Genomic DNA, 12,730 nt, shown 5'->3' with positions numbered 1-12,730 from the left:
CCCAGGACGTCGGGACCGGTGACAAACCCCCCTCCCCGTGTGAATATTCACGACCGACCGGGGCCCACCGCACAGCACACGCCGGACGGGGCCGGCCCCGTCCGCCACCCGAGGAGGCCGCATGCAGCGGACCGACCGAACCGACCTCGTCACCGCCCTGCGCACCGGCCCGTTCGACCTCGCCCTGCGCACCGCCATCGCCGCCCGCGGCCTCGCCCTGCACCGCATCCGCGACCACCTCGCGCTGCGCGGCGTGCACATCGGGGTCACCAGCCTCAGCTACTGGCAGCAGGGCCACCGCCGCCCGGAACGTCCCGAATCGCTGCGCGCCGTCCGCGAGTTGGAGAAGGTGCTGGACCTCCCCGCGCACTCGCTCACCCGGCTGCTCGGCCCCCGGCGCGCCGCCCCCGCCGCGCCGGCCGGTCCGCCCGTGCGCCCCTACCGCGACCTCATCACCCCGGCCACCGCCGTCGACGACCTGCTCGCCGAGCTGGCCGGCCCGCGCGACAGCGGGCTGCACACCGTCACCCACATCGAACGGATCCGGATCGGCGCCGACCGCCGCCTGCGGCGCCGCGACTCCCAGCACGCCCTGCGCGCCCACCGCGACGGCATCGACCGCTACCTCGCGATCCACCAGGGCGATCCCGGCAGCGACATCACCCGGGTCGGCGTCCGCGCCGAGGAGAACTGCCGCCCCGGACGCATCCGCCGCGACCAGGCCCACGACCTGCTGATCGCCGAACTGCTGCTGGACCGCCGGCTGCGCGCGGGCGACACCCACCTGCTCGGCTACGGCTTCGACGACGCCCCGGCGCCCGAGCCCAGCTGCGAGTACCTGCGCGGCTTCCACGCGGGGGCCGGGCAGTACGTCCTGCAGATCACCTTCCACCCGGCCGCGCTGCCCGTCCGCTGCCACCGCTTCGCCCGCCGCTCGCCCGCCGAGGAGCCCTACGAGAGCGAGGAGCTGACGCTCGACGGCCACCACTGCGTCCATCTGGTCGCCACCGCCGTGCGGCCCGGCATCCTGGGCATCGGCTGGGACTGGGAGTGACCGCGTCTCCCGGTCACCGGGGCACCGGGGCGTCGGGTCACCGGAGCGTCGGGTCCGGGGCCGCGCGGCGGGCGTCGTAGCGGGGGTCGACGGTGCCGAACAGCCGGTCCCAGAGCGTGGTGTAGAAGCCCAGGTTGACCGCCGGATCGGCGTGGTGACCGGCGTGGAACATCGGCAGCGCCACCCAGCGGAACACCGCGAGCCGCCGGACCCGGACCGGGAAGGGCTCCACACCCAGGTGCCCGAGCAGGCCGAAGACCAGGTTGACGCCGATGTAGCCGGCCAGCGCGGGCGCGGACATCCCCGGCCAGAGGCAGAGCACCGCGATCCACGCGCCGCCGAAGCCCAGCACCTCCAGCGGGTGCAGCACGAAGAGCGTCGCGGGGCGCGGGTCCGGATAGGCGTGGTGCAGCTCGTGGGCCAGCCGGTAGAGCCGGCGGCGGTGGGCCAGCCAGTGCCCGCCGTACATCAGCGCGTCCATCACCAGGGAGAACAGCAGCAGATCGGCCACCGCGCGCGGTCCCGCGTCGGCCGTGAGCCGGATCCAGCCGGCCCGCCAGAGCAGCCAGCCGGCCAGGCCGACGGCCGAGTTGAGCAGCACGGCGACCACCGTGAGCAGCCGCTCCCGGCGGTCGGGAGGCGCGGGTGGCGGGGTCACCCGCCGGTCGCCGAAGCGGCGGACCAGCAGGCCGCCGGCCAGCAGGGCCAGCGCGAACAGCGCCAGGTTCCCGGCCAGCGCACCCGCCGCCGCCTGCGCCGGGCTCAGCCGCCCGGCCCATCCGAGTACCGCGTCCACCGTCGGGCTCCCCCCGGTCGCCGGCCCACCCCTCCGGTGCGACGCCGCCCTGCCCGGGGCGGTTCCCGCCGTCGGACCTCTGGCGTCAGACGTCAGACGTCAGGCGTCAGGCGTCAGACGTCGAAGGCCAGCACCAGGCAGTCCTCCACCGGCCGGTAGCCGATCTGCTGGTAGATCGAGTTGCTGGTCGGATTGGCGAGGTCCGTGTAGAGCAGCACCTCCCCGGCCCCGCCGGCGAGGGCGGCGGCCGAGGCGGCCGCCGTGACGCCGCTGGCGTAGCCGCGGCCGCGGGCGTCGCGCGGGGTGTAGACCGGGCCGATCCGGGACATCCCGGCGACGACCGCGCTGACCCCGGCCACCGCGACCGACCGTCCCCCGTCCTCCCACAGGTGCAGCTGACCGGCCGCCGTCCGGTCATCGACCACCGTCGCGACGTCGGGGATGCTGATGTCCACCTCGGCCGCGAACTCCTCGAACCAGCGGACCAGCAGTTCGCGGTCGGCCGCCCCGGCGAGCCGCGGCCGGCCGGCCGGCGGGCGCGGAGGTCCGGTCAACTCGCCGAGCCGGTAGAGGCGTTCCTCGGTCCTGACGGACCCGGTGAGCCCGGTCGCCGCGCCCCACGCCACGCCGAACGCCCGCACCGCCGCGACCCCGCCGGAGACCCCGGTGAGCGCCGTGAACCCGGCCCGGGCACCGGCGAGGTCGGCCGCCAGCTCGGCGGCGGCCTCCGCCGGCATCACCCCCAGCCGCGGAACGAAGGGCGGGGTCTGCAGGAACACCCCCTCGACCGGCCCGTCCGGCTCGCGGCGCCACCAGCCGAACACCGGCGCGCCGTCGCCGTAGTAGTGCGGGCCGCGCGCCGCCAGTCGGTCCGTGACCGTGAGCAGCACGGTGTTCTCGGCCGGGTGCGCGGCGAGCAGACCGCCGGCCTGCGCGCGGAAGTCGTCCAGGGAGGTGGTGAGAGTCCAGGGCATGGCCCATCCTCGCCCGCGCCCCACGCCGCCCACCAACGGTTTTACCCCTCCGCCGCCCCCAGCCGCTCGGCCAGGACCGCCGGGTCGGTGGTCGGCGCGTCGCAGGTGAAGTGCCGGCAGACGTAGGCGGCGGGCGCGCCGTCGACCAGCGGCCGGCCGGAGAGCAGCGGGACCTCGTCGCTGCCCGCGCCCGGCTCGCCGAACGCGACCACGGCCCCGGGCGCGGTGCCGAGCAGCGCGGCCCGGTGCAGCGCGACCGTCCCGGGGTCGCCGGCCCGGCCGATCACCGCGACCTCACGGGGCCCGTCGGCCAGCGCCTCGGCGGCGGCCAGGCCCCAGCCGACGAACCGCGGCGCGCGCGAGGCGAGCGCCCCGACGATGCCGAGGGCCCGCTCGGCGGCGGTCCGGTGGCGGGCCGAGCCGGTGTACGCGGCGTACGTGAGCAGGGCGGCCGCGGCGGCGGTCCAGCCGGACGGGGTCGCGTTGTCGGTCGGGTCCTGCGGGCGCCGGATCAGCTCCTCGGCGTCGTCGGCGGTGTCGTACAGCGCGCCGGTCTCCTCGTCGGCGAAGTGCTTGAGCACGGTGTCGAGCAGACCGCCGGCCAGCTGGAGCCACTCGGCCTCGCCGGTGACGGCGTACAGCGCGAGGAAGCCCTCGGCGGTGTCGGCGTAGTCCTCCAGGACGCCCGCGTTGGCCCCGGGGCGGCCGTCCCGGGAGGTGCGCAGCAGCCGGCCCTCGGGGGTGAGGTGGACGGCGAGCAGCAGGTCGGCGGCGCGCTCGGCGGCCCGCACCAGGTCGGGGCGCTCCAGCAGCGCGCCGGTCTCGGCGAGCGCGGCGATCGCCAGGCCGTTCCAGGCGGCCACCACCTTGTCGTCCCGGGCCGGCGCCGGACGGGCGGCGCGGGCCTCCAGCATGCGCGCGCGGATCGCCTCGTACTCGGCGAAGTCCTCCGGTTCGGCGAGGAGTTGGAGGACGGAGGTGCCGTGCTCGAAGGTGCCCTCGGCGGTGACCGAGAACAGCCGGGCGGCGGTGGCGGCGTCGGCCGGGCCGAGCAGGTCGACCAACTGGCCGGGCTCCCAGACGTAGTAGGCGCCCTCGGCGCTGGTGCCGGTCTCCTCGTCGAGGCTGTCAGCGTCCAGCGCGGAGGCGAACGCGCCCTCGGTGGTGCGCAGTTCGCGCAGCAGGAAGTCGGCGGTGGAGAGCGCGACCCGGCGGGCCGAGGCGGAGCCGGTCGCCCGCCACAGGTGCAGGTAGGCGCGCAGCAGCAGCGCGTTGTCGTAGAGCATCTTCTCGAAGTGCGGCACCACCCAGCCGGCGTCCACCGCGTACCGGGCGAAGCCGCCGCCGAGCTGGTCGTGGATGCCGCCGCGGGCCATCGCCTCACCGGTGCGCACGGCCATCTCCAGCGCGGCCTGCGAGCCGGTCCGGGCGTGGTGGCGCAGCAGGTACTCGATCACCATGGCCGGCGGGAACTTGGGCGCCCCGCCGAAGCCGCCGTGCCGCGGGTCGAAGTCGCGGCTGAGCGCGACCAGCGCCTGGTGCAGGTCGGCCTCCCCGGGCGGCTGGTGCACCCCGCTGCCGACCGCGTAGACCGAGGCCCGCTCGGCCAGGTCGGCCCGGATCCGGCCGGCGACCTCACCCACCTCGTCCCGCCGGTCCCGCCAGGCGGCGTGCACCCCCTCCAGCACCTGCCGGAACGACGGCATCCCGTGCCGGGGCTGCGGCGGGAAGTAGGTCCCGAAGTAGAACGGCTCCTTGCCGGGGGTCAGGAAGACCGTCATCGGCCACCCGCCCTGCCCGGTCGCCGCCTGCACGGCCTCCATGTACACGGCGTCGACGTCCGGCCGCTCCTCCCGGTCCACCTTGACCGCGACGAACCGCTCGTTGAGGTACTCCGCCGTCCCCTCGTCCTCGAACGACTCGTGCGCCATCACATGACACCAGTGGCACGCCGCGTACCCGACCGACAGCAGCACGGGCACGCCGCGGCGCGCCGCCTCCTCGAAGGCCTCGGGTCCCCACGGCCACCAGTCGACCGGGTTCTCGGCGTGCTGCTGCAGGTACGGCGACGTGGCGTCGGCGAGGCGGTTCGGCATGCCCCCATCCTCGCGCATCCGCGCGGTGGAGGGGGCGCGGCCTCACTCCTTCGGGGCCTCCGGCTCCTCGGCGAAGTTCACCCGCTTGAACTGCTTGTTCATGGACTTGGCCAGGAACCAGGTGGCCACGCCGAGGGCGGCGAAGACGAGGAAGCCCAGCAGGCCGGGGGTGACCTTGGCGTCGTCGACGGCGAGCTCGGCGGCGAGGTGGGTGAGGTTCACGGAGGCGCTCATATCTCTATGGTGGCCCGGCTCACGGGGAGCCGGGCCGTCGGGGGGTGCTTCAGTCCCGCGTGTCGGCCGACTCGGCCGTCAGGCTGGGGGTCCGCAGGCCGGCGAACAGGTCGTCCTCCGGCAGGTCCACGTCGACCAGGGTACGGGCGAGTTCGTAGTCCTCGGTGGGCCACACCTCGCGCTGGACCTCCAGCGGGACGCGGAACCACGGACCGTCCGGGTCGATCTGGGTGGCGTGCGCGATCAGCGCGCGGTCCCGGGTCTCGAACCAGTCGCCGCAGCGGACCCGGGTGGTGATCTCGCGCTCCTTGCGGCCGCTCTTCTCCCAGCCGGCGATCCACTCGCCGTAGGGGGACTCGTGGCCGTTCTCGGAGAGGTACTTGTGCAGGGCGCGGATCCGGCCCATCGGGAAGCCGTGGTTGTAGTAGAGCTTCAGCGGCTGCCAGGGCTCGCCGGCCCCGGGGTACGCGTCGGGGTCGCCGGCGGCGTCGAAGGCCACCATGGTGATCTTGTGGGTCATGATGTGGTCGGGGTGCGGGTAGCCGCCGTTCTCGTCGTAGGTCGTAATGACCTGCGGCTTGAACTCCCGGATGAGGCGGACCAGCGGTTCGGCCGCCTCCTTGACGTCCTGCAGGGCGAAGCAGCCCTCGGGCAGCGGGGGCAGCGGGTCGCCCTCCGGCAGGCCCGAGTCCACGAAGCCCAGCCAGGCCTGCCTGATCCCGAGGATCGCGCGGGCCTCGTCCATCTCCTTGCGCCGGACCTCGTGGATGTTCTCCTCGATCTCCGGCCTGCCCTGCAGCTTGGGGTTGAGGACCGAACCGCGTTCCCCCCCGGTGCAGGTGGCCACCAGCACGTCCACCCCCTGGTCGACGTACATGGCCATGGTCGCCGCGCCCTTGCTGGACTCGTCGTCCGGGTGGGCGTGCACCGCCATCAGTCGCAACTGCTCAGTCAACGCGTGCGTTCCTTCCGAAAAATGTCCGGGCGTACCGCGCAAGCCGGTCCGCCCACCGTCCGAGCCGCTCGTGGGGCCGCGTCACCGCGGGTCCGGCCGCCGCGCGGGGGCGCCGACACGGCCGGGCCCGCCCCCGCCGGACCGGCCGCGGGCGTGCCCCTCCTATAGTGACGGACTGGAGGAGCAGCGCATTCCCCCGCACCACCCGCGCGGCCCCCTCCCCACGAGAGGACTGAGCCCCATGAGCGCTGGCACCAGGACCCCGCAGCTGCCCGAGGACCGCTACGGGCGGCGCGGCGACCGCGAGAGCGACCGCCGGCTCAAGGTGGTCGGCGCGGTCTGCGCGGTGCTGGGCCTGGGCCTGGTCGCCTGGCTGGGCGGCTCCTACCTGATCCGCGAGACGAAGATCAACGGCACCGTGCCGACCTTCCAGGCGCTCTCCGACACCGAGCTCCAGCTGCACCTGGCGGTGCGCAAGAGCGACGGCACGGCCGGCAGCTGCACCGTCCGCTCGCAGGCCGAGGACGGCGCGGTGGTCGGCGTGGCCGACTTCCCCGTCCCGGCGGAGGGCTCCAGCTACGACGCGGTGGTGAGCCTGCGGACCACCGCCCGCGGCACCACCGCCGAGCTGCTGGGCTGTACGCCCGAGTAACCGCGCGGCAGGCATATTCGCCCAGGGGAGCGGGCATCCGTAGAGGAGTCCCGCCCACCAATCCTGTACACCTTGGCGCAACGCTGTCGTCAATGGAGCGCCAACGACCCTCCCGATTGTCGGTGGGAGTTGTTAGGCTCGTGGTTTCGCCCCTTCCGCACCAACTGGTACGGGAGCGGGCGTTGCTTTGTAGTTAAGACCGATATCAGCACCACTCAACACGCTGACGACTCACACCCTCAGCACAGCCCCAGCACCTACGAGGAGCACCCGTGACCCAGACCAGCGAGAACGTGACCTGGCTCACTCAGTCCGGCTACGACCAGCTCAAGGCCGAGCTGGATCACCTGACCGGCCCGTGGCGGATCGAGATCGCGCAAAAGATCGAGGCCGCGCGCGAGGAGGGTGACCTCAAGGAGAACGCCGGTTACCACGCCGCCAAGGAGGAGCAGGGCAAGTACGAGCTGCGGATCCGCCAGCTCACCCAGATCCTCGAGCGCGCCAAGGTCGGCGAGGCTCCGGCGGACTCGGGCGTGGTGGCTCCGGGCATGGTCGTCACGGTCGCCTTCGACGGCGACGAGGACGACACCATGAAGTTCCTGCTGGGCTCGCGCGAGGTCGGCGACGACGACCTGGACATCTACTCGCCGCAGTCGCCGCTCGGCCGCGCGATCGACGGCAAGACCATCGGCGACGAGGCGACCTACGAGCTGCCGAACGGCAAGCAGGCCATGGTCAAGATCATCGAGGTCAAGCCCTACTCCGGCTGACCGCACCACGACACGCCGAAGGCGGCCGCGGCACCTGCCGCGGCCGCCTTCGCGCGTGCCTGGGACGGCTCCGGGCGGCTCAGCTGCCGGAGGAGCGGTACTTGCGCACCGACAGCCAGGAGAACACCGCGATGATCACCACCGACCAGAGCACCGACATCAGCTCGGCGTGCTGCATCGGCCACACGTCGTCCACCGGGCCCACCTGGTTGCCGAAGAGGTTGCGGCAGGCCTGCACGGTGGCGCTGAACGGGTTCCAGTAGGCGACCGCCTGCAGCCAGCCCGGCATCGAGCTGACCGGCACGAAGGCGTTGGAGATGAAGGTCAGCGGGAAGAGCCAGATCAGCCCGGCCGAGGTGGCCGCCTCCGGACTGCGCACCGACAGGCCGATCAGCGCGCCGATCCAGGAGAAGGCGTAGCCGAGCAGGAGCAGCAGTCCGAACGCGCCGAGCGCGGACAGCAGCCCCTCGTGGATCCGCCAGCCGACCAGCACCGCCACCAGGGCCAGCACCACCAGGGTGAACGCGGTCTGGCAGAGGTCGGCCAGGGTGCGGCCGACCAGCACCGCCGAGCGGGCCATCGGCAGCGAGCGGAACCGGTCGACCAGGCCCTTGGACATGTCCTCGGCGATGCCCGCCGAGGCGCCGGCCACCGCGAAGGTCACGGTCTGGGCGAAGATGCCCGCCATCAGGAACTGGATGTACGCCGAGGAGCTGGACTGCGTCCCCGGGATGTTGATCGCGCCGCCCATGACGTACGAGAACAGCAGCACGAACATGACCGGCTGCATCAGGCCGAAGATCACGATCTCGGGTATCCGGGTCATCCGGCGGAGGTTGCGCTTGGCGACCACCCAGGAGTCGTGCAGGACGGCGTCCGCGCCCCGGCGCTGCCTGGGGACCGCCCCGCCGATGGCGTGCTCGGTCGCGGTGGTCATCTCAGCGCTCCTTCCCGGCCGGAACGGCCTGCTTGCCGGTGCCGGAGCCGTTGCCCCGCTCGCGCTTCCCGCCGCCGGCGGCGCCGTTCTCCCCGTCCTCGGCCTCGGTGTGGTGGCCGGTGAGGGAGAGGAAGACGTCGTCCAGGGTCGGCCGGCGCAGACCGATGTCGTCGATCTCGATCGAGCGGGCGTCCAGCTCGCGGATCACGTCGGCGAGCACCCGGGCGCCGCCGCTGACCGGGACGGTGATCCGCCGGGTGTTCTTCTCCACCGCCGGCTCGCCGAGCGCGTGGGCGGAGAGCGCCGCGAGCGCGTCGGCGACCAGGTCGGGCCGCTGCACCACGACCTCGATCCGCTCGCCGCCGATCTGCGCCTTGAGCTGGTCGGCGGTGCCGCGGGCGATCACCCGGCCGTGGTCGACCACGGCGATGTCGTGGGCGAGCCGGTCGGCCTCCTCCAGGTACTGGGTGGTGAGCAGAAGCGTGGTGCCCTGTTCGACCAGCGTCTCGATGACCTCCCACAGGGCGAGCCGGTTGCGCGGGTCGAGGCCGGTGGTGGGTTCGTCCAGGAACATCACCGGCGGGCGGACGACCAGGGCGGCGGCCAGGTCGAGGCGCCGGCGCATGCCGCCGGAGTAGGTCTTGGCGGTGCGGTCCTTGGCCTCGGTGAGGTTGAACCACTCCAGCAGTTCGAGCGCCCGGGCCTTCGCCGCGCGGGCGGGCATCTGGTACAGCTCGCCCACCATCTGGAGGTTCTCGAAGCCGGTGAGGTACTCGTCGACCGCGGCGTACTGGCCGGAGAGGCCGATCAGGCTGCGGACCCGGTTCGGGTGCTTGAGGACGTCGACGCCGGCCACCGTCGCGCCGCCGGAGTCGGGGCGCAGCAGGGTGGTGAGGACGCGCACGGTGGTGGTCTTGCCGGCGCCGTTGGGGCCGAGCAGCCCGAGCACCGTGCCCTCGGGGACGTCGAGGCTGACGCCGTCCAGGGCTCGTACGTCACCGAAGGTCTTGACCAGGTTCTCGGCTTGGATGGCTGGCGCCATGGGCCTGCCTCATCTCCTCGGGGAAAATGGACATGCGTGGTCTGTCCCACTTTGCCCCCACTACGGGCAGGCGAGCGACTCTTTTTCGCCGCGACGGCGACAGAACGCGATGTATCGCGAGTCTGGCATCCGCGATATATCGCGTCAAGGATCAGGTGTCCGCCCCGGCGCCGCCCCGTCCGGGCCCCTACCGGGAGACCACGTACCCGGCGCCCCGCAGCTCGCCGAGCACCGCCGCGCAGTGCTCCGGCCCCTTGGTCTCCAGGTGCAGGTCCACCTCCACCTCGGTCAGCCCCAGCTGCGGATCGACCCGGACGTGCGCCACGTCCAGCACATTGGCGTCCACCCTGGTCAGCACCCCGAGCAGGCCCGCCAGCGCGCCCGGCCGGTCGGCCAGCCGCACCCGCAGCGAGAGGTAGCGGCCGGCCGCCGCCAGACCGTGCCGCAGCACCCGCTGCATCAGCTGCGGGTCGATGTTGCCGCCGGACAGGACCGCCACCACCGGCCCCTCGAACGAGTCCGGCCGCTCCAGCAGCGCCGCCACCGGAGCCGCCCCGGCCGGCTCCACCACCAGCTTCAGCCGTTCGAGACCGAGCAGCAGCGCCCGGGACAGCGAGTCCTCGGAGACCGTCCGGACGCCGTCCGCCAGCGTGTTGACGATCTCGAACGGAACGTCCCCCGGCCGGCCGACCATGATCCCGTCCGCCATGGTGGCGAACCGTTCCAGCGAGACCGGGTGCCCGGCCGCCAGCGAGGGCGGGTACGCGGCCGCGGCCGCCGCCTGCACCCCGATCACCCGCACGTCCGGCCGCAGCGGCTTGACCGCCGCCGCGATCCCCGCCAGCAGACCTCCGCCGCCCACCCCGACCAGGATGGTGCGCACCTCGGGGCACTGCTCCAGGATCTCCAGCCCGACGGTGGCCTGCCCGATCACGACGTCCCGGTGGTCGAACGGGTGGATGAACACCGCGCCGCCCGCCTCCGCGTACCGCTGCGCCGCCTGCAGCGCCTCGTCGACGCTCGCCCCGTGCAGCCGCACCTCGGCGCCGTACTCCCTGGTCGCCGCGATCTTCGGCAGCGGCGCGGACACCGGCATGAATACCGTCGAGCGCACCCCCAGCAGCGAGGCGGCCAGCGCCACCCCCTGGGCGTGGTTCCCGGCACTCGCCGCGACGACCCCGCCCGCCCGCTGCACCGGGGAGAGGCCCGCGATCCGCACGTACGCCCCGCGCAGCTTGAACGAGCCGGTGCGCTGGAGGTTCTCGCACTTCAGGTGGACCGGCGCGCCGACCAGCGCGGAGAGGTGGCGGCTGCCCTCCATCGGCGTCACCCGGGCGACCCCGGCGAGCATCTTCTGGGCGCCGCGGACGTCATCGAGGGTGATCGGCCAGCTGTGCATGACAGCAGCCTAGGGCGTCACGACACGTGGTCCGGGGACGTCGGCCCTGTTCCCGGGCCCGCCCGGCCCGCGTACGCTGCTGCTCCTGAGCCTTCCTCACCGCACGACGATCGTGAGCCGCGATGACGACGACCTCGCCCCAGGCCACCGACCTCACCGACCCCGTGCACACCCAACTCCAGTACCAGCTCGCGCTGTTCGCCCGCCGCATGGAACAGGTCCGCGGCTCCGACGGGGTGGCCGCCCTGGTCCGGGCCGCCTACCTGCTGCTCGAACGGCTGGAGCGCCTCGGCCCCGCCAACGTCAAGGCGCTGGCCGACGCGCTGGGTGTCGACTCGTCCACCGTCACCCGGCAGGCCGCCCCGCTGGTCACGGCCGGTCTGGTCGGCCGGGTGCAGGACCCGGCCGACCGGCGCGCCGTCCGGCTCGCGCTGACCCCGCTCGGCGCCGGACGGCTGGCCGAAGTCCGGGCCGGCAGAACCGAGTTGACCCGCCGACTGGTCGACGGCTGGCCGCCCGAGGAGCAGCGGGTGTTCTGCGCCCTGCTGGCCCGCTTCAACCACTCCATGGAGGAGTACACGGCGGGCCGGCAGGGCGCGGACGGCGCACAGAGCGCGTAGGACGCGCAGGACGCGCGGGGCGTGTCAGCCCAGCGCCTGCTTGAGGTCGGCCAGCAGGTCGTCGATCGACTCGATGCCGACCGAGACGCGCACCAGGTCGGCCGGAACCTCCAGCGCCGAACCGGCCACCGAGGCGTGGGTCATCCGGCCCGGGTGCTCGATCAGCGACTCCACTCCGCCCAGCGACTCGCCGAGGGTGAACAGCTCGGCCCGGTTGCAGACCTCGACCGCCGCCTCCTCGCCGCCGTTCACCCGGAACGACACCATGCCGCCGAAGGCCTTCATCTGCTTGGCGGCGATGTCGTGGCCGGGGTGCCCGGGCAGGCCCGGGTACAGCACCTGGCTGACCTTGGGGTGGCTCGCGAGCAGCTCGGCGACCTTCTCCGCGTTGGAGCTGTGCCGGTCCATCCGCACGCCGAGGGTCTTGATGCCGCGCAGCACCAGCCAGGCGTCGAAGGGGCCGGAGACCGCGCCCATCGCGTTCTGGTGGTAGGCGACCTCCTCGCCGAGGCCCGCCTCGGCGATCACCAGGGCGCCGCCGACCACGTCCGAGTGGCCGCCCATGTACTTGGTGGTCGAGTGCACGACCACGTCGGCGCCGAGCGCGATCGGCTGCTGCAGGTAGGGGCTGGCGAAGGTGTTGTCGACCACCAGCAGCGCGCCGGCGCCGTGCGCGATCTCGGCCAGCGCGGCCAGGTCGGTGATGCCCAGCAGCGGGTTGGACGGGGTCTCCACCCACACCGCGCGGGTGTTGGGGCGCAGCGCCTCGCGGACGGTGGCGAGGTCCTGGGTGTTGGCCACGGAGAACTCGACGCCCCAGCGGGTCAGCACCTTGGCGAAGAGCCGGAAGGTGCCGCCGTAGGCGTCGTTGGGGATCACGATGTGGTCGCCCGGCTTGAGGATCGTGCGCAGCAGGGTGTCCTCGGCGGCGAGGCCGGAGGCGAAGGCGAGGCCGCGGGCGCCGCCCTCCAGCGCGGCGAGGCACTCCTCCAGCGCGGTACGGGTCGGGTTGGCGCTGCGGCTGTACTCGTAGCCGCCCCGCAGGCCGCCCACCCCGTCCTGCTTGTAGGTGGACACCTGGTAGATCGGCGTGACGACGGCCCCGGTCTGGGGGTCTGCTTCCTGACCCGCGTGGATGGCGAGGGTCTCGAAGCCCTGGGGAAGCTGGTGCTCGGTCATGCTCCGAGCGTAGTCGGCCGGG

At 73.5% G+C, this 12,730-nt stretch carries 13 protein-coding genes; 4 read left to right on the top strand and 9 right to left on the bottom strand.

What is annotated here, in order from left to right; translation table 11 throughout:
- Positions 1-121 precede the first annotated feature (121 nt).
- Positions 122-1,054 (top strand): hypothetical protein, encoded by a 933-nt coding sequence (locus tag ABT093_RS12195; protein ID WP_350563208.1) that lies wholly within the window; start codon positions 122-124, stop codon positions 1,052-1,054.
- Positions 1,055-1,091: 37 nt separating this feature from the next.
- Here the strand turns inward: ABT093_RS12195 and ABT093_RS12190 are convergent, their stop codons facing one another.
- From ABT093_RS12190 to mca, 5 genes are all read right to left on the bottom strand, one after another.
- Positions 1,092-1,850, bottom strand: a complete 759-nt coding sequence (locus ABT093_RS12190) for a sterol desaturase family protein (protein ID WP_350563206.1) — start codon at positions 1,848-1,850, stop codon at positions 1,092-1,094.
- 113 nt (positions 1,851-1,963) lie between these two features.
- Positions 1,964-2,824 (bottom strand): GNAT family N-acetyltransferase, encoded by an 861-nt coding sequence (locus ABT093_RS12185; protein WP_350563204.1) that lies wholly within the window; start codon positions 2,822-2,824, stop codon positions 1,964-1,966.
- A 41-nt stretch (positions 2,825-2,865) separates the two neighbouring features.
- Complete coding sequence (locus tag ABT093_RS12180; protein WP_350563202.1) at positions 2,866-4,920, bottom strand: thioredoxin domain-containing protein; 2,055 nt, start codon at positions 4,918-4,920, stop codon at positions 2,866-2,868.
- A 42-nt stretch (positions 4,921-4,962) separates the two neighbouring features.
- Positions 4,963-5,154 (bottom strand): hypothetical protein, encoded by a 192-nt coding sequence (locus tag ABT093_RS12175; RefSeq protein ID WP_350563200.1) that lies wholly within the window; start codon positions 5,152-5,154, stop codon positions 4,963-4,965.
- A 49-nt stretch (positions 5,155-5,203) separates the two neighbouring features.
- Positions 5,204-6,109: a mycothiol conjugate amidase Mca gene (gene mca, locus ABT093_RS12170; RefSeq protein ID WP_350563198.1), complete on the bottom strand. Its 906-nt coding sequence runs from the start codon at positions 6,107-6,109 to the stop codon at positions 5,204-5,206.
- 241 nt (positions 6,110-6,350) lie between these two features.
- Between mca and ABT093_RS12165 the strand changes: the two genes are divergently transcribed.
- Positions 6,351-6,761: a DUF4307 domain-containing protein gene (locus ABT093_RS12165; protein ID WP_350563196.1), complete on the top strand. Its 411-nt coding sequence runs from the start codon at positions 6,351-6,353 to the stop codon at positions 6,759-6,761.
- Between the two features lie 272 nt (positions 6,762-7,033).
- Positions 7,034-7,531, top strand: coding sequence for a transcription elongation factor GreA (gene greA / locus ABT093_RS12160; RefSeq protein ID WP_350563194.1), 498 nt, complete (start codon positions 7,034-7,036; stop codon positions 7,529-7,531).
- Between the two features lie 79 nt (positions 7,532-7,610).
- Here the strand turns inward: greA and ABT093_RS12155 are convergent, their stop codons facing one another.
- The 3 genes from ABT093_RS12155 to ilvA all read right to left on the bottom strand — a co-directional run bounded on the left by ABT093_RS12155 (position 7,611) and on the right by ilvA (position 10,909).
- A complete protein-coding gene (locus ABT093_RS12155; protein ID WP_350563192.1) occupies positions 7,611-8,468 on the bottom strand; it encodes an ABC transporter permease in 858 nt (285 codons plus the stop codon).
- A gap of 1 nt (position 8,469) precedes the next feature.
- Positions 8,470-9,510 carry an ATP-binding cassette domain-containing protein gene (locus ABT093_RS12150; protein WP_350563190.1) on the bottom strand — a complete coding sequence of 347 codons (1,041 nt, stop codon included), beginning with the start codon at positions 9,508-9,510 and terminating at the stop codon, positions 8,470-8,472.
- Positions 9,511-9,697: 187 nt separating this feature from the next.
- Entirely contained in the window at positions 9,698-10,909 is a 1,212-nt protein-coding gene (gene ilvA / locus ABT093_RS12145; RefSeq protein WP_350563188.1) for a threonine ammonia-lyase, read from the bottom strand.
- Between the two features lie 122 nt (positions 10,910-11,031).
- Here ilvA and ABT093_RS12140 point away from each other — a divergent pair, with 122 nt between their 5' ends.
- Complete coding sequence (locus tag ABT093_RS12140; RefSeq protein ID WP_350563186.1) at positions 11,032-11,529, top strand: MarR family winged helix-turn-helix transcriptional regulator; 498 nt, start codon at positions 11,032-11,034, stop codon at positions 11,527-11,529.
- Positions 11,530-11,553: 24 nt separating this feature from the next.
- Here ABT093_RS12140 and ABT093_RS12135 read toward each other — a convergent pair whose 3' ends face one another.
- The gene (locus ABT093_RS12135) at positions 11,554-12,708 is read right to left on the bottom strand and encodes a cystathionine gamma-synthase (protein WP_350563184.1); all 1,155 of its coding nucleotides are present in this window, start codon (positions 12,706-12,708) and stop codon (positions 11,554-11,556) included.
- Positions 12,709-12,730 lie beyond the last annotated feature (22 nt).

It is taken from the genome of Kitasatospora sp. NPDC002551, assembly GCF_040296005.1.
Classification (GTDB): Bacteria; Actinomycetota; Actinomycetes; order Streptomycetales; family Streptomycetaceae; genus Kitasatospora.
Note: the sequence above shows the minus strand (reverse complement) of the source record. Positions and strands in the feature narration are given on the sequence as shown.